The sequence below is a fragment of the Geomonas sp. Red32 genome (assembly GCF_023652955.1).
In the GTDB taxonomy this organism is placed as follows: Bacteria; Desulfobacterota; Desulfuromonadia; order Geobacterales; family Geobacteraceae; genus Geomonas.
Genome location: NZ_JAKLOY010000009.1, coordinates 101,723 through 120,492, shown reverse-complemented (window position 1 = coordinate 120,492; position 18,770 = coordinate 101,723). Strand labels below are relative to the sequence as shown.

Sequence of the window (18,770 nt, the reverse complement as noted above, 5' to 3'; positions counted from 1 at the left end):
ATGCAGACCTACACGCTCAGATATAAGCAGTTACCGGGCACGCACCTGGGAGGCTCTCTGGCCAGCGGGGCCGGCTGGTACCTGGCCATCCTGCTCTTCCTGGCCGCCTTGGGGGTGGCGATCCTGATGGTCACCTCTCCGATCAGGGCCGAGCGGCAGGAGACCCTGCTGGCTTTGGACGGCCGTCTGCAGGCGCTGGGGGTTGCCCGCCAGGATCTGGCCCTGTCCGAAAAGCTCCTGGCTGAGGCGGCGCAACTCCCGCCGGTCCGCCCGTACCTGGTGATCAGCATCCAGGACCGGCGCCTCTGGTACCGGGACGGCGACCGGCTCCTCATGACCACCCGGGTGGCCACCGGCAGCGGCAAGACCTTGATCAAGGAAGGGGGAGCCAGCATCTGGAAGTTCGAGACGCCGCGCGGAAAGCTCACCGTGGAGAGGAAGGAGGTTAACCCGCTCTGGGTGCCGCCGGACTGGTTCTACGTCGAGCAGGCGCGGAAGAAACACCTGGGGCTCCTCCACCTAAGCCGCGGCGGCGAGTTGCGGGGAAGCGGAGGATCGGTGATCAGGGTGGAGGGGAAAGACGTGGTGCGCCGCCGTCCGGACGGAAGCCGGACAGTCATGAAGGCGACCGAAACCAAGTACATCGTGGTCAACGGCAGGATCCTGGTACCCCCGATGGACACCAACCAGCGGCGCTTCGACAAGGTGCTGGGGACCCACCGGCTGGTGCTCGGCGGAGGCTACGGCCTGCACGGCACCAATCAGCCCCAGTCGATCGGGCAGGCGGTCAGCCACGGCTGCGTCCGCGTGGTCAACGAGGACATCGCCAAGCTCTATGAGATGGTACCGGTCGGTACCAAGGTTTACATCTACTGAGCCCCCTGCCCCCCAGGGAGAGGACAGGGTGGTGAGGGAATTTTTTTCGGAAGGAGGGGAAAAAGGGATGTAAAGGGAGGTGCTTATGTATCGGCTCACCTGCCGCAGAGGATTTCTCAAGTCATCGCTCGTCTTCGCGACGACGCTGTTCAGTTCGCATAACGCCCTTGCCAAGGTCTTCGACGGCCGCCCCCGCCCGGAGGCGAGGATTTCGCTGCATAACCTGAAGAGCGACGAACGATTCACCGTAACCTATCGTAACGAGCAGGGGGTGTACGACTCCGAGGCACTCAAAGCCCTCAACTGGGCCCTGCGCTGCCCCACCACCAACGAAACCACCCAGATGGATCTCCGGGTCATCGAATACCTGCACCGGCTGGATCTGGCGCTCGGAGGGGGGCACGAATTCCAGATCATCTCGGGGTACCGCTCTCCCACCTATAACCTCCACCTGCGCAGCGAATCCCACGGCGTGGCCAAGCACAGCTTCCACATGAAGGGGAAAGCCATCGACCTCGCCATCGCCGGCATCGGTCTCGACCACCTGCGGCGGGTGGCCCGGAACCTCTCCCCAGGCGGCGTCGGCTTCTACCCGAAGGCCGGCTTCATCCACATGGATTCCGGCCCCTTCCGGAGCTGGTAACCGTCCGCCACAAATTGCCAGGAGATGGAGAATAACGGGGATGGATGCCCGAACGAGGTTCCCCCCTTGTCAAAGGGGGGACAGGGGGGATTTGCCTAAAGCTCGTCCTCGCCGTAGCAGATGAAGCTCTTTTCGATCCGGACCGCGCAGATCTTCAACTCCGGGATCTTCGCCACCGGATCGATGGCGTCGTTGGTCAGCACGTTGGCCGCCGCCTCGGCGAAGTGGAAGGGAATGAAGACCTCCCCCTTGCGTACCCGGTCGGTCACCTTCACCGCGATCCGGATCTCTCCCCGCACCGACGAGACCTTCACGAAGTCGCCGTTTTCCACCCCCAACTCGCCCAGATCCTCGAAAGCCATCTCGACGTAGGCGCCCCTCACATACTGCGGGAGCACCTTGGTTTTCCGGGTCATGCTCCCGGTGTGATAGTGGTACAGGATGCGGCCGGTCATCAGCGCGAACGGATAGGCGGCGTCCGGAAGCTCCCTGGCTCCCTTGTACTCGACCGCGGAGAAGAGCCCCTTGCCGCGGGTGAACCGCTCGTGGTGCAGGAACTTGGTCCCGGGATGCTCCGGGGCCGGGCAGGGCCACTGCAGTACCTCGCCGTTCGCGATCCTCTCCGGGGTGATACCGCCGTAAAGCGGGGTGAGTAGATTGATCTCCTCCAGGATGTCATCGGCCGACCGGTACTCCCAACCGGCCCCCATCGCCCGGGCGAGGCGCTGCAGAATCGCCCAGTCCTCCTTGGCCTCGCCGGGAGCGTCCACCACCCGCCGCACCGGGAGGACCCGCCGCTCGGTGTTGGTGAAGTTTCCATCCTTTTCTGCGAACGAGGCCGCCGGGAAAACCACGTCGGCAAGCTGGGCGGTCTCGGTCATGAAGATATCCTGGCAGACCAGGAAATCGAGACTCTCCAGTGCCTCCCTGATGTGGTTGGAGTTGGGATCGGAGATCACCGGGTTCTCCCCCATGATGTAGAGCCCCTTGACCTCGCCGCCACTCGCCCCTCTCATGATCTCGGTGAGGGTCATCCCGGTGCGGGGGGAAAGCTCCACCTGCCAGGCCTGGGCGAACTTCTGCCGGACCGCCGGGTCGGCCACCTTCTGGTACCCCGTGAATACGTCCGGCAGGGCTCCCATGTCGCAGGCCCCCTGGACGTTGTTCTGTCCCCGCAAGGGATTGAGACCGGTGCTCTCGCGGCCGATGTTGCCGGTCAAAAGCGCCAGGTTGGCGAGCGACCTGACGTTGTCGGTCCCGGTCGCGTGCTGGGTGATCCCCATCGCGTAGACGATGCTCCCCTTCTTTGCGCTGCCGTAGATCCTCCCCGCCTCCATGATCTGGGCCGCCGGGATCCCGGAGATCCGTTCCACCTCCTGCGGCGTGTACCGGCTCAAGAGCTCCTTCAGCGCCTCGAAGTTCTCAGTCTTCTCCGCGATGAAGGCATCGTTCTGGAGCCCCTGGGCCAGGATGGCGTGGGCGATACCGTTGAGCCAGGCGACGTCGGTGCCGCTTTTCTGCCTGAGCCAGAGGGTCGCGTGCTGCACCAGGTCGATGCGGCGCGGATCTACCACGATGAGCTTCGCCCCGTTGAAGAGCACCGCCCGCTTGATCTCGGCGGCGATCACCGGATGGGTCTCGGTGGTGTTGGAGCCGGTGACCAGGATGACGTCGGCGTGCTCAAGCTCGGCGATCGAGTTGGTCATCGCGCCGGAACCGAGCGTTTCGGCGAGTCCCGCCACCGTCGAGGCGTGGCAGAGCCGGGCACAATGGTCGACGTTGTTGGTCCCCACCACGCCCCGGATGAACTTCTGGAAGAGGTAGTTCTCCTCGTTGGTGCAGCGCGCCGAGGAAAGACCGGCGATGGCATCGGGACCGTGCTCCCCTTTGATCCCGGCAAGTCTCTGTGCGGTGTAGGCGATCGCCTCGTCCCAGCTGACCTCGACGAAGCTCCCGTCCCGCTTGATGAGCGGCCACCTGAGCCTCGCCGGGTGGTTCACGAAGTCCAGCCCGAAGCGCCCCTTCACGCAGGTCTTGCCGTGGTTGGGGAGGGCGTCCTCGCTGCCGGTCACCCTGATGATGTGGTTCTTGCGGACCGCCACGTCCAGCTGGCAGCCGACCCCGCAGTAGGGGCAGGTGGTCTGCACCGTCCGCTCGATATCCTTTTCCCGGATCCTCTTGCGGTCGCCGTAGACCTGCTTGGCGGTGAGGGCTCCCACCGGGCAGATCTGGATGCACTGCCCGCAGCCGTCGCAGTTGGAGGCGGTCCAATCCTTGAAACCGGTCCCGACCGTGGTCTTGATTCCCCGGTTGACGAAGCCGATCACCCCTTTCCCCTGGAGCTCGTAACAGGCGCGCAGGCAGCGGGCGCACTCGATGCACTTCGAGGCCTCGAAATCGAGCACCGGCGAGCTGTAGTCGGAAGTCTTGTCGATCTCCTGCCAGATGGGGGGAAGCTTTCTGTCGTGGCGCCCGAGGTTGTAGCGGAAGGCCAGGTCCTGGAGCTGGCAGCTCCCGTCCTGGACGCAGCTGACGCAGTCGTCGTTATGGTTGGAGAGCGCCATGTCGAGGATGGTGCGGCGGACCGTTTCCAGCTCGTCGTCGAAGGCGATGACCTCCATCCCCTCTTCGACCGCCGTGGTGCAGGAAGTCACCGTGCCCGGTCTCCCCTTCACCTTGACGATGCAAAGGCGGCAGGACGCGGTGTGGGAGATCCTCTTGTACCGGCAGAGATTGGGGATGTCGATATCGTGGCGCAGCGCCGCCTCGAGGATGGTTTCCCCCGTCCTGGCCGCCAGTTCCTTCCCGTCTATGACAAATGAAATAGCCTTACGCTTGCCCATCGTTACCCCAACGTTTCCGTGCTTCCATAAACTGACGTTGCGTCCACATTCGCCTCACCGCACCACCACCGCGTCGAACTTGCAGGCCCTGAGGCACTCCCCGCAGCGGATGCAGTCCCTTTCGTCGATCCGGTGGGGTGTCTTCACCTTCCCCGAGATGCACTTCACCGGGCAGCTCCTGCTGCAGAGCGTGCAGCCGATGCACCGCTCGATGTCGATGGAGTAGGTGAGAAGCTCGCTGCACCGCTTGGCCGGGCAGCGCTTGTCGACGAGGTGGGCCCGGTACTCCTCGGGGAAGTGCCGCAGGGTGGAGAGCACCGGGTTGGGCGCCGTCTGCCCCAGCGCGCAGAGCGAAGCAGTGGTCATCGCCTGGGCGATGGTGCGTATCGTCTCGATGTCCCCTTCCACCCCGTTTCCCTTGGAAATCCGGTCGAGCACCATGAAGAGCTGCTTGCTGCCGATGCGGCACGGCATGCACTTGCCGCACGACTCCTCCATGGTGAAGTCGAGGAAGAACTTGGCGACGTCGACCATGCAGTCGTCCTCGTCCATGACGATCATGCCGCCGGAGCCCATCATCGACCCCTTGGCCTTCAAGGTGTCGTAATCGATCGGGAGGTCGAGATTCTTTTCGGTAAGGCAGCCGCCGGAAGGGCCGCCGGTCTGGACCGCCTTGAAGCCCTTTCCACCGACGATACCGCCCCCCATCTCGAAGATGACCTGCCGCAGCGTGGTCCCCATCGGTACCTCGACCAGTCCCACCCGGTTCACCTTGCCTGCCAGGGCGAAGACCTTGGTCCCGGGGGAGTTTTCCGTCCCGATGCTCCGGAACCACTGGGCGCCCTTTCTGATGATCGGGCAGATGTTGGCGAGGGTCTCGACGTTGTTGACGATGGTGGGTTTCCCCCAGAGACCAGCGATGGCGGGGAAGGGAGGCTTGTAGGTCGGCATGCCGCGCATCCCCTCGACGGACTGGATGAGGGCGGTCTCCTCTCCGCAGACGAAGGCACCGGCGCCGTACTTGATCTCGATATCGAAGGAAAACCCGGTAGCAAGGATGCCGGCGCCGATCAGCCCGGCGTCCCGCGCCTGCTTAAGCGCGGTCTCCAGCCGTTCGATGGCCAGCGGGTACTCGGCCCGGATGTAGATGATGCCATGGCTGGCGCCGATCGCGTAGCCGGTGATCGCCATCGCCTCCAGGACAGCGTGCGGGTCCCCTTCGAGGATGGCCCGGTCCATGAACGCGCCGGGGTCCCCTTCGTCGGCGTTGCAGATCACGTATTTCTCGTCGCTCTGCACCCCCGCGGCAAAGCGCCACTTCTTCCCGGTCGGGAACCCTCCCCCGCCGCGCCCGCGCAGCCCCGAGGCCTCGATCACGTCGATCACCTCGTCCGGCGTCATGGCGGTCAGCACCCGGGAGAGCGCCTGGTAGCCCGAGTACTCCAGGTAGTCCTCGATCTTCGCGGGATTGATCCGCCCGCTGTTACGGAGCACGATGCGGGTCTGGTGGCAGCCGGGGAAATCCTCCTCGTCCTCCGGCACGTACCAGGAGCGCTCCAGCGTCGCCACCCGGCCGGTCCCCGCCATGCCGGCGGTCAGGATGGCCGCGGCGTCGCCGGGGGTAACGTTCCCGTAGATAAGCTTGGCGCCGCTCTGGCGATCAACCAGCTCGACCGTCGGCTCGCTGTGGCAAAGCCCCATGCAGCCGGTCTCCACCATCTCCACCGCCCCGGCGAGCCCAAGCTCTTCCGCAGCCCGCTTCAGTGCGTCGTAGACGGCCTTCCCGCCGGCCGCGATCCCGCAGGTTCCCAGCGAAACCAGGACGGCGAGCCCCTCCCGCTTTTCCTTGCCTGCCTTCAGACCGGCGACCAGCCTCCGGAGCCTTTCCGCACCATCGGCCACACCTTCCGTCGAACCGTTGCCTGCGCCTGCCTGACCAGCACCTTCCGTCACAGCGTTGCCCAGGCCCGCTACCCCCGCGCCTTCCATGACACCGGTGCTGTCGTCCGCTCCCCCCGCACTTTCAGTGGAAGCGATGCTCTCCTCCGCTATCCCAGCATCTTCAGCGGAAGCATTGCCCTCCTCCGCTATCCCGGCTCCTTCCAAGGAAGCGCTGCACCCCTCGACGATGCCCCGCACCATTTCGGGGGTGACGTTGCCGTACACGCGGTCGTTGACCATGACGACCGGCGCCAGGCTGCAGGCACCGACACAGCGGAGGGCGCCGAGGGAGAACTCGCGGTCTTCGCTCGTTTCGCCATGAGCGATGCCGAGCACGTTCTCGAACTCCCGCAGCACCCGGTCCGCGCCCTTGACGAAGCAGGCGGTCCCGGTGCAGACACTGATCCTGAATTTTCCCGGCGGCTGGGTGACGAAGAAAGAGTAGAAGCTGACCACGCCGTAGACATCGGAGAGCTGCAGCTTGAACTTGGCTGCGACGAAGAGCTGGACTTCCTGCGGCAGATAGCCGAAAAGCTCCTGCGCCTTGTGAAGCGTTGAGATGAGGTGGGTGCGGCTTTTCCTCAGTTCCGCGGTCGAGGCGAGTCCTTCAATGTACCTTTCAAGTGCCAGCTTCTTTTCGGGAAAAGCATCCAGTACGCTGGACGACTCGTTACAACTGCACATGCCTTCTCCGGTACTAACAGCGCCGGGGCAAACACCGGCTGAGAGATAAAAATTGAGCGGGAGCGGGAATTGGAAACAGTACCATTTTGCCGCAGCCACATCAAGATCTACACACCTCCCCCCACGTTAGAAAATCCTCGCCTTTCCGCCCTCTTGCGGAGCAGTAGCGATTCGAGAAATCCACCTCTTTCAAAGGTCCTTGAAAGAATTTCGGGATAGGTTAAAAGTCCCCCTTTTTCAAAGGGGGGGACCTCGTTCCCGAAATTATCCTCGGTATCCCGCGATGAACCTTTCCAAAGGGGGGGACCTCCTGCCAGTGCGTCCCGGTCAAACCGCCAATTTTCTCCCTACGAAGACGCCGATGGGGACGCTGTAGACGATGGTGTCGCCGGCCCGTCGGGGGGCGATGCCGAAGCTGTCGGCTCCGACGTCGGCGGTGATCATCTCCCGCAGCCGCTCCTTGTCGCCCGGCTTGGGAAAGGACGCCTTCAACTGGGCCTCAAGCTCGATCTCCACCCGATAGCTCCCCTGCCGGCAATCGACGAGCCCGGAAGCGAGCATCAGCGCGGAGAACTCCTCGGTGGTCAGTGCGTGCGTGTGCGAGGGATCGCGCATGATCTCCAGCCGGTCGTAGGCTTCCACCTTGGCAGGCTCGATGGCCACATCGGCCACCAGCACTCTCCCTCCCGGCCGGCAGACCCGGATCATCTCAGCCAGCGCCCGCTGGGGTTCCAGGAAGTGGTGGAAGCTGTAGCGGGTGATCACCAGCGAGAATGAGTCGTCAGGGTAAGGGAGCGGGACGACGTCCCCTTCGGTCCAGGTGAGGTTAGTCAGGCCAAGCTCCTGCTGGCGCCTGGCCGCCTGCTCAATCATAGCCGGGGTGATGTCGATACCGGTCACCTGCCCAGCGTGGCGGGCGAACTCGCAGGCCACGAGCCCCGGACCGCAAGCAACGTCCAGCACCAGATCGTCCTTGGTAGGCTTGGAAAGCTCGACCAGCAACTCCATGGCATCGAGGTGCCCCGGTACCTGGGCAAAGGGAATGGCCTGTTGGGAAAACTGGGAAACAATCTCCTGCAGGTGGCTGCGACTCATCTTCTGCTCCTTTCATTAATTCTAATTTGGCTCAGCTCAAAGTTCCCCCTCCCCTTGAGGGAGGGGGTTAGGGGGTGGGGGAAGGTGCCACATTTCCCGTAGCTTGCGGCTTCACCCGCCCCCCCGGCCCCCTCCCATCAGGGAGGGGGAGAGCTTAACTTAACGGCAGGGGGGACAGGGGGGATTTGCCTTTTCCCGTTTTATTGGCGGCAACTATAACTTGCCTCCCCGTGACAGTCTATCTATAGTGCGACAATGACTGTCGCGAAACTGACAAGAATAGCCCCCATTGAGCTTGGCTTCCGGCTGGATGAGAGTCTGCCGGTCATCCCGCTGGCCATCGAAGTGAGCCCCCAGAAGATGGGAGCCCGCGAAGTGGGGTGCGCGGCCGTCCACAGCCATCCCCGCGGCCAACTGATCTTCGCCAGCAGCGGCGTGATGCGGGTCATCTGCGGCCGCGACATCTGGGTCGTCCCACCCTCCCAGGCCGTCTGGGTTCCTCCCAACCAGGAGCACGAAGTCTATTTCCCCTGCGACGTCTCGTTGCGCAACCTTTTCGTCGATCCGAGCGCGGTGAAGGGTCTGCCGGAGATCTGCACCATACTGAAGGTGACGCCGCTCTTGCGGGAGCTGGTGCTGAAGGCGGTGGAGATCGGAGAGGATTATCTTCCGAAGAGTGCGGGATGGCGGCTGATGCAGGTCCTTCTGGACGAATTGCGGCAGGCGGAGACCACGCCGCTGCATCTTCCGATGCCGAGGGACGAGCGTGCCTTGCGGGTGACCGAGCAGTTACTGGCCAATCCGGGGGACGACCGCGATGTGGAGGCGTGGGGACGTGAGGCGGGGGCGAGTGGCCGGACCCTCGCGCGCCTTTTCCAGGCCGAGACCGGTCTCACCTTCGGCGCTTGGAGAAAGAGGCTACTGTTACAGGAAGCGGTAAAAAGGCTGGGAAGTGGCGACCAAGTCACCGCCGTCGCTTACGATCTCGGCTACCAGAGCCTGAGCGCCTTCATCGAGATGTTCCGCAAAGAGTTAGGCAGTTCCCCGCGCCAGTACGCAAAGCGGCAAGAAGGAAAAATCTAACCGCCCCCCTCCCCCCTTCAGGGGAGAGGGGAGCAATTGCCAATCATTCGGCGTGCATATGCACCGCCCCCTGGTACACCGCCGCGAAGCTCTTGGCGAACTCCTCAATCGAAGTCGGCGTGGTATTGGCGGCGTTACGCGGGCGGTTGACGCCGAACAGCCCCTCGTTGAGCGCCTTGCTCATCTCAATGAAGAGCCGGGCGGTGTCTGAGCTGAACCCTGACATGGTCATCCCCTTGAACGCCTCATCGGGGTTGAACTGCACGTATTTGAGGTCCGGCATGCCGATCCGGCGGCCGATCACCCCGAAAGCCTCTTGCAGGGTAAGATCCCTCTCCCCAAGGAGGTCCCGCACCTCTTTCCCTTGGAAATCCAGCGCGGCCAGATGACCGGCAACCTTCTCCGCGATGTCCCTGGTAGCGATCATGGCCAGCTTGATATCACCCCGCACCGCCGATCCGGCGATACCGTGCTCACGGATGAACGGGATAGAGGCCATGAGGTTCTCCATGAAGTAGGTCGGGCGGAGATGGAGCACGTTCAGGTCCAGCCGGTTCAGCCGTTCCTCCTGCTCGTGCAGCCCCACCACCGGGCCGGTTCCTGAGGAGAGCTCCGCCCCCTGGCTGCTCAGGTTGACCACATACCCAACCTTCGCCGCGGCCAGCGCCGAAGCAATGGTTTCCCCGACCTCCCGCTGGTGATTGCGGAAACTCGCTATCGAAAATTGAGGAGGCGGGATCATGGCAAAGACCGCCTTTGCCCCCTTGAAGGCATCGGTGACAAACGGGAGGTCATTCAAGTCCCCCACCGCCGCCTCGGCCCCTATCTCCACCAGATGTTGCAGCTTAGTCCTATCCCTGCCGATGACCCGCACCCGCTCCCCGCGTTCCAGCAAAAGAGCAGTGGCCGTTTTCCCTATATTGCCGGTTGCCCCCGTTATGACTAACATCTGTATCTCCTTTCCCCCCTCGCGCGGGGCTTGTTCTCTCTTCTCATTATAACCCCTCTCCACCCCGGGGGGGCCAGTTTCGCCGTGCGGACCCTATCTCGTGGGAGAGGGATAGGGAGGCCGGGTGAGGGAGATCTTCGATGCAAAAAGGCACCTGATCCCGGACCAGGTGCCTTTTCATACGCTCTGTCTGTCCCCTCCCGGCTTAAACCGGCAGGCTCATCACCGCGCGGAGCCCTTTGCTGGGGAGGTTCTCCAGCCGGATCTCCCCGCGGTGCAACATCGCCACCTCCCTCACAAAGTTGAGCCCCAAGCCGGTGCTCTTTTTCCCCGTGTCGGGGCGCTGGAGCGAGAAGAACCGGTCGAAGACCCGCTCCAGGCAGTACTCCGGAATCCCCGGTCCCTCGTCGTCGACCGACAGCGAAAAACCTCCCGCCTCGATCTCTCCCCGCACCGTTATCTGCGCGCCCGGCTTGCTGAAATCGATCGAGTTCTGGACAATGTTGGAAACGGCCTGGTGAAGGAGGAATGGATCGCCCTGCACGTTGCTGTCCCGGGCGATCTCACAGTCGATGCGGAGCCCCTTACAGGAAAGGATGGGGGCCTTGCTCTCGATCACCTTGGCGACCAGGGTGTCCATGGGGACCGGCTCCACGTGCTGCAGCGTCTTCTGGGCCTCGAGCTCGGAGAGCTTCAGCATGCGATCCACCAGATCCTGGATACGGTTGGCTTCGGTGCGGATATTGGAGAGAAACTTGCTCCTTTTTTCCGCTGGCATCTGTTCGTCCAGCAGCTCCGCGGCCCCCCTGATGGCCGAAAGCGGGCTCTTGATCTCGTGAGTGAGGGTGTGGACGTACTGCTCCACGTACTTTTTCCCTTCCAGCGCCTCGCGCATGTTCTCCAGCGCCAACCCCATGTCCCGCAACTCGCTCCGCCCCATCGGGGGAAGGGGCGATCTCTTGCCGTCGCGGACGTCGTTGGCATAGCGGGTGAGCCGCTTGATCGGGCGGGTGAGCCAGAGGGAGACCAGGAACGACAAGGCGATCGCCAATGCGGCGCAGAAGTACCAGAGCTTGCGGATCCTCGCTTTCTCCTGCTTCAAAAAGGTATTGATGTTGGTGGTCGGCTTGGCGACGGTCAGCACTCCGGCCGTCTTGCCGTTCACGACGATGGGCGCCGCCACGTACAGCACCGAAGTCGCCGGATCGTTCGGGCTCAGGCGGGTGCTCCTGGTGCCGTACTCGCCCTTGAGGGTAAGCTTCACGTCCCGCCAGTTCGAGTAATCGGCACCGATGCGCTCCCTGCCGCGCGAGTCGAAGACCACCTTTCCGGAGCTATCGGTGATGTACACCCGGAGGTCGACGCTGCTCTTGGCAAAGCCGTAGATTTTCGCGCTCAGGGGGCGGGAATAGGTCCGGTCGAAGACCAGGTAAAGCTCGTCGGCGCTGAAGCGGTTCTCCTCCATCTGGCGGCCGACCAGGTTGGCGAGGAGGGTGGCGTGATCCTGGAGCGGATCCTCGACGCTCTCCAGGAAGAACATCCGGAGATCCTTGATGAAATGGCTGGCGGGGTAAAAGAAGCAGATGAGGCAGATGAGCACGAAGGCGCTGAAGATGCGGGAGCCGAGTTTCACAGGTCGTCCCTCAACGCGTATCCGGTCCCTCGATGGGTGACGATCGCCTCGATCTCCGGCTGCATCTTCTTGAGTTTGGCGCGGATGTTCTTGATGTGGGCGTCGATGGTCCGGTCGAGACTGCACTCCGGGTGCTCCCAGACGAGCTGCATGAGCTGCTCGCGCGAGTAGACGTGCCCCGGACGCCTGATGAAGGTCTTGAGGATGTCGTATTCGTAGCGGGAGAGATCGACCATGCTGCCGTAGTAGCAGATCTGCCGCTTCGACTCGTTCACCGAAAATGCCCCGGGACTCGACGCGGCGTGCTCGGCGTTCCCCACATCCCCTGTTGTCCCTGTTGTCCCTGTTGCCCCTGTTGTCCCTGTTGTCCTGCGCAGGACCGCCTTGACCCTGGCCGAGACCTCCCGGGGACTGAACGGCTTGGTGACGTAATCGTCGGCGCCGAGCTCCAGGCCGACGATCCGGTCGATCTCGCCCGAGCGCGCGGTGAGGAAGATGATCGGGACGCTGCTTTGCTGGCGGATGAGCCGGCAGAGGTCGAAGCCGCCGATGTCGGGGAGACCGATGTCGAGGATCACCAGGTCGACCTGCTGCGCCGCCAGGGCCTCGACAGCCGACATTCCGGTGGAGAAACAGAGCGTTTCGAATCCCTCCGTTTCCAGGGCGTACTGGATGGCATCGACAATAGCCGGCTCGTCGTCGACAATCACTATCCGCTCCTTCATCTGTATCAGCCCCCTCTTCCACTCAATGTGAGTCGGCCATAATCATTCGGCCGTTCCCCGTTTCTCTTTCCTTTCAACCGATATGTCAATCTTTTTGTTTTCCTTCTCCAGTTGCGCCACCGGGAGAGAGTATTCCGTACCCGGTGCTTCCCTACACAGTTCACAAGGAAAGATAGGACGATCACCTGGATGTCCAGCCAAAGGCTCCACCGTCCGGCGTGGCATCCGTCGAGGAAGCGGCTCACCCGCCGCCCCTTCCCCGCGAAGAGCTGGGCCACTCCGGTCAGCCCCGGCTCGCTTCGCCATCGGTCCAAGTCCGGGCCGCCCCAACCAAGACGGTCGACGTCGTCCCGGGTCATCGGGCGGGGGCCGACGATTGCCATCTCCCCTTTCAGAACGTTGATGAACTGCAAGAGCTCATCGATCCCCGTCACCCGGATCCATCGCCCCACCCGCGTCACGCGGCCGTCCCGCATGCTGCGGAACTTGTAGATGCTGAAGGGAACCATCCTCTTGCCGAGCCGCTCTTGCACGAAAAGAACCGGCCCGCCGTCATCGAGCAGGATCAGCAGGGCAACGAGGACAAGGAGCGGCGCGAAGAGCAGGAGCGCCGTACCGGCGACGATAGTATTAAAGGCACCTTTCATAGCGAGCTTTTCACCCCCCCGATGGACATCCGGTTATCGAGAGAGAGCTTGCCGTCCTGGCTATCGGCTTCCCCGCGGGCGCTCTGGGCGCTCGAGAGAATCGATTCCAGCACGCCGCGCATGGAAAAGAGCGCCTTGGACTTGATCAGGAAGTTCCAAAGCGGCTCGAACCGCTTCCATCCCCCCGCGTAGAGCACGTGCCGCAGGCGGTTGGCGAATTCCAGGTGGGAGCCCGCCCCCTCCAGGATGGATCCCCAGCTATAAAACTCCCGGTACGCCCAGTCGTAGCCATCCTTCAGTTCCTGTGCGCTCATCCCCTTCGGCTGGTAGACCACGTGCCTCGTGTCGTAGAGATCCCAATCCCGGCTGGTGATGCGCCCTTGATCGTTCAGCGATTGAAAGAGCCCGGTGCCGGGGTAGGGAGTCAGGATATGGAAGGTCGCCGTGGTGATCCCCCTTTCGATGGCCCACGAGGCGGTGCGCCGGAAAACGTCGGGGCCGTCGTCGTCGAGCCCGAACACGAAGCTCCCGTTGATGAAGACTCCCAACTCGTCCAGGCGGCGGATCACCCTGTCGTAGTCCCGCCCGAGGTTCTGGCGCTTGTTGCTCGACCGCAGGTTGGCCGGGTTGATCGACTCGAAGCCGATGAAGATACTGCGAAGCCCTGCCTCCACGGCCTTCTCGATGAGATCCCCCTCCAGGATGGAATCCACCGTGGCGGCGCCCTGGAAGAGACGTTTCATGCCGCGCATGCCTTCGAAGAGGCCGGCGCTGAATTTCCGGTCCCCCAGCAGGTGATCGTCCAGGAAATAGAGGTGGCGCCCCGGCAGGCTCTCGATCTCGGCCAGCGCCGCATCGACCCGCCTCGTGTAGAAAGAAGGTCCCCCCTGGAAGAAGTTGTCCTTGTAGCAGAAATTGCAGTGATGGGGGCAGCCGCGGGAGACCACCAGCGAGTTGGGGACGAGGTAGCGCTCCCTTTTGATGAGGTCGCGGCGGGGGAGCGGGATGTCGAGGGAACGAAGCGGCGAGAAGTAGACCGGCTTCGCCTCCCGGCGCCGGAAATCGGCCAGGAACTGTGGAAAGGTCGTGTCGCCGGGGCCTAGGAAAATGGCGTCGGCATGGAGCGCCGCCTCTTCCGGGACCGACGTCACGTGCAGCCCCCCCAGCGCCACGAAGACACCTTTGGCACGGTAATGGTCGGCCAGCCGGTAGGCGCGGGAAGCGCTGGTGACATAGACCTGGATCACCACCAGGTCCGGCGTGTCGTCGACGGCGACCTCCTCCACGTGTTCGTCGACAATCTCCACCTCGTCGGCGGGCGACAGGAATGAGGCGAGCGTGGCAAGCCCCAGGGGCGGGAACAGCGAGTACTTGATAGGGCGCCAGAACGGGCTTTTTGCTTCCACGAGCGCGGGGAGTATCATCTTGACCTTCATACGGTACCTCCTTCATGGCATGAGCTGCCGCATCGCCGGCAGTGATCGTGCCGCTATAGATAGAAGAAGAAGGTGAAGCCAGTATGAAGCCGCGATGAAAGAGCTATGAAAAGCGCTCAGAGGGGGATGGGACAGGATGGAGGAACTAAAAAGGGATGCGCAGTGACTCGCAGGACACCGCTGTGTGTTAGAATCTTAAAATCCTGAAACGGCACAACCAGCCGCCGGAATCGGAGGAAGACGTGAAGCACTTACTTTTTGCCCTTGTGACCGTACTCTGTCTGGCCGGGTGCGGAGCCGACTGGTTCCCGCAGAACACGAACACGGCCTCTTCGCTGACCGTCTCCACCAGCACCCTCCCGGCGGGGACCGTGGGAACGGCGTACAGCCAGACGCTGACCGCGACCGGCGGCACATCCCCCTACAGCTGGTCCGTTACGACCGGCACCCTTCCGGCTGGGCTCAACATGAGCTCCGGCGTGATCTCCGGATCGCCCACCACCGCCGGTACCTCCACCTTCACCGTGCAGGTCACCGATTCGTCCTCTCCCGCGCAGACCGCCACCAAGAGCCTGAGCATCCAGGTCAATTGAGCCCGCGGTAAGGATCCCCGTTACCTTATCTCCTCAAGACGTTCTTCCTAGGATTCCGGCGGGATACAGGTCCCCCCTTGTCAAAGGGGGGACAGGGGGGATTTGAAGTAACAACCCTGAGGAAAAGTAGACGCCGGAGCAGAGCCGCGCTAGCCATGGTGCCGGCTCCCCTCCTCTTCACAGCTCCGGAACCTCGATTCCGAAGGATGAGAATATGGACGCAATGAGAAACTTCATGCCCGGGGTGAGCACGGTCTGCCTGTTCATGACCAGCGTTCGCTTGCGGCGATGGTCCAAACCTTCCACCTTGTGCTCGCAGAGCACTCCCGCCTCGATCTGAGCCTGAACGAGCTCCCTGCAGATCAGCGCAATCCCTTCCCCATCCACAATCGACTGCACTATCACATGAAGGTCGTCGTAGGTCACCGTGTCGGTGAACTCGCTCACGTCGTGGCCGGCCACCTGCATGCTCACCGCCAGGTGTTTCCAGGAACAGCAGTCCTCCCTTCTGCGGTACAGCCGCTGCTTCACCAGCTGGTCTATGGTCACCGTCCCGGGGGGAAGCCCCAGCTTGGGCGCGCTCACGAAGACCATCTCCCCCTCCGGCAAGGGAAACGTCGCGTACCCTGACAGATCCAGCAACTCCCAGTGTTCGATCACGATGAAGTCGAAGATCCCTTCCCGCAGGCCGTCCAGCGCCAGGTGCGGGGGCTTGAAGGCTATCTTCAGGTTTTTGAGGTTGGGAAACTTGGCCGTGTAACGCTTGAGGACGTCCGGGAGGTAGGCGATGCCGAAGGGATGGGTGCAGGCAAAGGCGATGGGGGGATTGTGCTCCAGGGTATCGAGCCGGTGCAGCATGTTCTCCTCGAGGCTCAGGATCTTCTCCGCCTCCCCGATGAAGATCTTCCCCGCCGCCGTCGGCTTGATGGTGGGGCCGCTGCGGTCGAGCAGCGGGTGACCGCACTCCTCCTCGACACACTTGATCCTCCGGGAGATGGCTGACTGGGTTACGAAGAGGTTTTCCGCCGCCTTGGAGAAGCTTCCCGTCCTGACAACTTCGATCAAACTCCGCAAGTTTAATGAGTCCATATTCCTGAACGTCCTCTTCTTATGCGTGTTGCGCATCCAGCCATGAGAAATATTCGTTTTACATTCAAAAAGATATATATTTAAATCCATCGCCGAGGTCAAGAAAAAAGCGACTCACACTTTCATTAGAAAGTACGCCGCGTTACGCGATACCAGAAAACGTTACCGAACCGTAACACCCGGCGGCCAAAACGGGAGGTAAGACAGGGGTAAACAGTTAATTACGGTGAGATGAATGTGCAGCTAGTGGTTACCAATAAGTTGTTTCACACAAAGGAGTTAGCAAGATGCATCACTTGGAGAACATCAAGTTCGGACTCATGTTGGCCTGCGGCGTCCTCTTCGTCATCTTCCTCTTCTTCGCCACCTACTACACCCTCTACGAAATCTCCCTCAACGAAACGCTGGAAAAGCCCAAAAAACGCAGGTGGTCGGCCCTGACCCTCCTGCTCCCCGGAATCGGCGCCATCTCCTACCATCTGCTCGCCCCCAAGAACCGGTAAACACAATCTGAAATAAGATCGTGCGCGGCCACTCCCTCCCCCAAAGCTTCCTCCCTCCGAGGCACGGGAGAGGGGGCCGCGCGCCCTTGCGGCAACAATCGACGGCAGCAGTGCGCCCGCCGGCGGGTAAATGAACCCGGGCGCCCACTAACGGCAACAGGAGAGAAGTGTGCGTTTCATCTACATTGCATTGTTTATAGCGGTATCGCTGGCAGTACCCACCCCGGCCAGGGCCCAGCAGGGGATGGCCATCGACCCGGCAACCTGCCTCGGGTGCCACGGCGACAAGATCCAGGCCACCAGCTTCGCAGCCTCGGTCCACGGCAAGAACGCCTGCACGAGCTGCCACGTCGAGATCACCGACCTCGCCAGGCACATGAAGGGGGAGATCAAAGTAGGCAAGGTGCAGTGCGTGCGCTGCCACAAGAAGGAGGCGGCCGAGCACTTCGCGAGCGTCCACATGCTGCACGACATCGGGTGCGCCTCCTGCCATACCGACATCCACACCCACACCTACTGGAAAAAAGACAAGCGGGCGGTGGTAGCCAAGTGCATCCAGTGCCACGACAAGGAGTCCGTCTACCGGCAGTCGGTACACGGCATGGCGGTGGCGGCAGGCAACCAGGATTCGGCGGCCTGCAACGACTGCCACAACCTGCACGAGATCAAGGCGGTGACCGGCAAGGACGGCCGCAACAACAGCGAGTTCCACACCAAGGTCTGCCTCAGGTGCCACAGCGACCGCAAGATGATGGAGCGTAACGGCGTCTTCAACGTGGCGGTCGAGACCTACATGGAGAGCTACCACGGCAAGAACTACCGCCTGGGCTACCCGGAGCGGGTGGCCGGCTGCACCGATTGCCACACCGCCCACGCCGTACTCCCGGGGCGGGATCCCCGCTCCACCGTCAATCCGAAGAACCTGGTGGATACCTGCCGCAAGTGCCACAGCAAGGCGACCTTCCTCTTCACCAAGTACTACCCCCACGGCGAGCACACCGACCGCGACAAGTACCCGGTCCTCTACTGGACCTTCCTCAGCATGACCGGGCTTTTGGTCTCCACCTTCGCCGTCTTCTGGCTCCATACCCTGCTCTGGCTTTGCCGCGGCTTCATCGAGAACCGTGAGAAGCAGGCGGCCCTGGAGAGCGGGGAGCTGTTCCACGCGGTACACGACGGGCACAAGCAGTACCGCCGCTTCACCAGGCGCCACATATTCCTCCACCTGCTGGTCATCACGAGCTTTTTGGGGCTCGCCCTGACCGGGCTCCCGCTCAAGTTCAGCAGCCAGGATTGGGCCAAGATGCTCATGTACTTCTACGGGGGAAGCGCCAACGCCGGGCTCATCCACCGGATCTGCGCCGGGATCACCATGGTCTACTTCGGCTCCGCGCTGGCGATGTCGATCCACTTCCTCTTCCTGCGCAAGGACCTCCCCGGCAACTTCCTCCAGCGGCTGTTCGGCCCCGATTCCCTCTGCCCGAACCTCCGCGACCTGAAAGACGTGACCGGCATGGTCCGCTGGTTCCTGCTCCGCGGTCCCAAGCCGACCTTCGAGCGGTGGACCTACTGGGAGAAGTTCGACTTCATCGCGGTCTTCTGGGGGATGTTCGCCATCGGCGGCTCCGGCCTCATGCTCTGGTTCCCGCAGTTCTTCGGGAGCTTCCTCCCCGGCTGGGCCTTCAACGTGGCCACCATCGTCCACTCCGACGAGGCCCTTTTGGCCACCGGCTTCATCTTCACCGTCCACTTCTTCAACACCCACGGGCGCCCCGAGAAGTTCCCGATGGACTTCGTCATCTTCAACGGCCAGATGTCCAAGCACGAGTTCATCGAGGAGCGTGGCGACCAGTGGAAACGCTATGAAGAGCAGGGGGTAACCGAGCAGTACAAAGCCGAAAAATCGAGCGGCCCCCTCTACGACTTCTTCTTCAAGGCCTTCGGCTTCCTGGCCCTTTTCACCGGCATTGCGCTCCTTTGCATGATGACCTACGCCTTCATCGCCCCCCACTGATGCGGCAGATGCGGAG

15 protein-coding genes are annotated in these 18,770 nt (G+C 62.5%); 6 read left to right on the top strand and 9 right to left on the bottom strand.

Going from position 1 to position 18,770, the window contains the following annotated elements:
• Together L4X63_RS19865 and L4X63_RS19860 are read left to right on the top strand one after the other, a co-directional pair.
• Nucleotides 1-876: a L,D-transpeptidase gene (locus L4X63_RS19865; RefSeq protein ID WP_250680403.1), complete on the top strand. Its 876-nt coding sequence runs from the start codon at nucleotides 1-3 to the stop codon at nucleotides 874-876.
• Nucleotides 877-961: 85 nt separating this feature from the next.
• On the top strand, nucleotides 962-1,519 hold the full coding sequence (locus tag L4X63_RS19860) for a YcbK family protein (protein WP_250680402.1): 558 nt from the start codon (nucleotides 962-964) through the stop codon (nucleotides 1,517-1,519).
• Nucleotides 1,520-1,614: 95 nt separating this feature from the next.
• Here the strand turns inward: L4X63_RS19860 and fdhF are convergent, their stop codons facing one another.
• The 3 genes from fdhF to L4X63_RS19840 form a co-directional block, all read right to left on the bottom strand.
• Complete coding sequence (fdhF, locus tag L4X63_RS19855) at nucleotides 1,615-4,362, bottom strand: formate dehydrogenase subunit alpha (RefSeq protein WP_250680401.1); 2,748 nt, start codon at nucleotides 4,360-4,362, stop codon at nucleotides 1,615-1,617.
• 54 nt (nucleotides 4,363-4,416) lie between these two features.
• Nucleotides 4,417-6,987 carry an NAD(P)H-dependent oxidoreductase subunit E gene (locus L4X63_RS23765; protein WP_284694729.1) on the bottom strand — a complete coding sequence of 857 codons (2,571 nt, stop codon included), beginning with the start codon at nucleotides 6,985-6,987 and terminating at the stop codon, nucleotides 4,417-4,419.
• Between the two features lie 327 nt (nucleotides 6,988-7,314).
• On the bottom strand, nucleotides 7,315-8,082 hold the full coding sequence (locus tag L4X63_RS19840) for a class I SAM-dependent methyltransferase (RefSeq protein WP_250680400.1): 768 nt from the start codon (nucleotides 8,080-8,082) through the stop codon (nucleotides 7,315-7,317).
• Nucleotides 8,083-8,337: 255 nt separating this feature from the next.
• Between L4X63_RS19840 and L4X63_RS19835 the strand changes: the two genes are divergently transcribed.
• Nucleotides 8,338-9,165 (top strand): AraC family transcriptional regulator, encoded by an 828-nt coding sequence (locus tag L4X63_RS19835; protein WP_250680399.1) that lies wholly within the window; start codon nucleotides 8,338-8,340, stop codon nucleotides 9,163-9,165.
• 43 nt (nucleotides 9,166-9,208) lie between these two features.
• On the opposite strand, the gene L4X63_RS19830 is transcribed toward L4X63_RS19835, so the two are convergent.
• The 5 genes from L4X63_RS19830 to L4X63_RS19810 all read right to left on the bottom strand — a co-directional run bounded on the left by L4X63_RS19830 (nucleotide 9,209) and on the right by L4X63_RS19810 (nucleotide 14,555).
• On the bottom strand, nucleotides 9,209-10,114 hold the full coding sequence (locus L4X63_RS19830) for an NmrA family NAD(P)-binding protein (protein ID WP_250680398.1): 906 nt from the start codon (nucleotides 10,112-10,114) through the stop codon (nucleotides 9,209-9,211).
• A gap of 205 nt (nucleotides 10,115-10,319) precedes the next feature.
• Nucleotides 10,320-11,747, bottom strand: coding sequence for a two-component system sensor histidine kinase CreC (gene creC, locus L4X63_RS19825; protein WP_250680397.1), 1,428 nt, complete (start codon nucleotides 11,745-11,747; stop codon nucleotides 10,320-10,322).
• Nucleotides 11,744-12,472: a two-component system response regulator CreB gene (gene creB / locus L4X63_RS19820; RefSeq protein WP_250680396.1), complete on the bottom strand. Its 729-nt coding sequence runs from the start codon at nucleotides 12,470-12,472 to the stop codon at nucleotides 11,744-11,746. Before creB ends, creC begins: the two co-directional genes overlap by 4 nt.
• Nucleotides 12,473-12,477: 5 nt before the next feature.
• Nucleotides 12,478-13,119, bottom strand: a complete 642-nt coding sequence (locus L4X63_RS19815; protein WP_250680395.1) for a sugar transferase — start codon at nucleotides 13,117-13,119, stop codon at nucleotides 12,478-12,480.
• The gene (locus L4X63_RS19810; RefSeq protein ID WP_250680394.1) at nucleotides 13,116-14,555 is read right to left on the bottom strand and encodes a B12-binding domain-containing radical SAM protein; all 1,440 of its coding nucleotides are present in this window, start codon (nucleotides 14,553-14,555) and stop codon (nucleotides 13,116-13,118) included. Before L4X63_RS19810 ends, L4X63_RS19815 begins: the two co-directional genes overlap by 4 nt.
• Before the next feature lie 242 nt (nucleotides 14,556-14,797).
• Here L4X63_RS19810 and L4X63_RS19805 point away from each other — a divergent pair, with 242 nt between their 5' ends.
• Nucleotides 14,798-15,148, top strand: a complete 351-nt coding sequence (locus L4X63_RS19805) for an Ig domain-containing protein (protein ID WP_250680393.1) — start codon at nucleotides 14,798-14,800, stop codon at nucleotides 15,146-15,148.
• Between the two features lie 177 nt (nucleotides 15,149-15,325).
• On the opposite strand, the gene L4X63_RS19800 is transcribed toward L4X63_RS19805, so the two are convergent.
• The gene (locus L4X63_RS19800; protein ID WP_284694728.1) at nucleotides 15,326-16,237 is read right to left on the bottom strand and encodes a LysR family transcriptional regulator; all 912 of its coding nucleotides are present in this window, start codon (nucleotides 16,235-16,237) and stop codon (nucleotides 15,326-15,328) included.
• Nucleotides 16,238-16,524: 287 nt separating this feature from the next.
• Between L4X63_RS19800 and L4X63_RS19795 the strand changes: the two genes are divergently transcribed.
• A complete protein-coding gene (locus L4X63_RS19795) occupies nucleotides 16,525-16,740 on the top strand; it encodes a hypothetical protein (protein ID WP_250680391.1) in 216 nt (71 codons plus the stop codon).
• Nucleotides 16,741-16,918: 178 nt separating this feature from the next.
• A complete protein-coding gene (locus tag L4X63_RS19790) occupies nucleotides 16,919-18,754 on the top strand; it encodes a cytochrome c3 family protein (protein ID WP_502799930.1) in 1,836 nt (611 codons plus the stop codon).
• The last annotated feature ends 16 nt before the right edge of the window (nucleotides 18,755-18,770 follow it).